Source organism: Fructilactobacillus sp. X2R5C3 (assembly GCF_059901325.1).
On record NZ_JBWXUY010000033.1, the window covers coordinates 1 to 260 of the forward strand.

1 protein-coding gene is annotated in these 260 nt (G+C 41.9%); it reads right to left on the reverse strand.

The window, feature by feature from the left end; translation table 11 throughout:
• Positions 1-260, reverse strand: a 260-nt coding sequence (locus AC6UDE_RS07055) for a mucin-binding protein (protein ID WP_500697042.1), incomplete at both ends; no start/stop codon positions are given.

Genomic DNA, 260 nt, shown 5'->3' on the forward strand with positions numbered 1-260 from the left:
GTATCCAGGAATGTCAGGGATAATTGGGTTACCAGCATCACTTGGATTGTTTGGATCATTTGGATAAATGATTGGGTTACTGCCTAGAACATCAGGAACTAAGTGACCTAATGCGTAGTAAATGACCGTTACTTCGGAGTCGTTAGAATCAGCGTTAACCGTTTCTTGACCAACTGAAGCAGTGTTAGTGTAGTAACCATTGATAACTGGAGAGTTAACTCCACTCAATACATCACTCTTAGTCGTCCATGCGCTGTAAG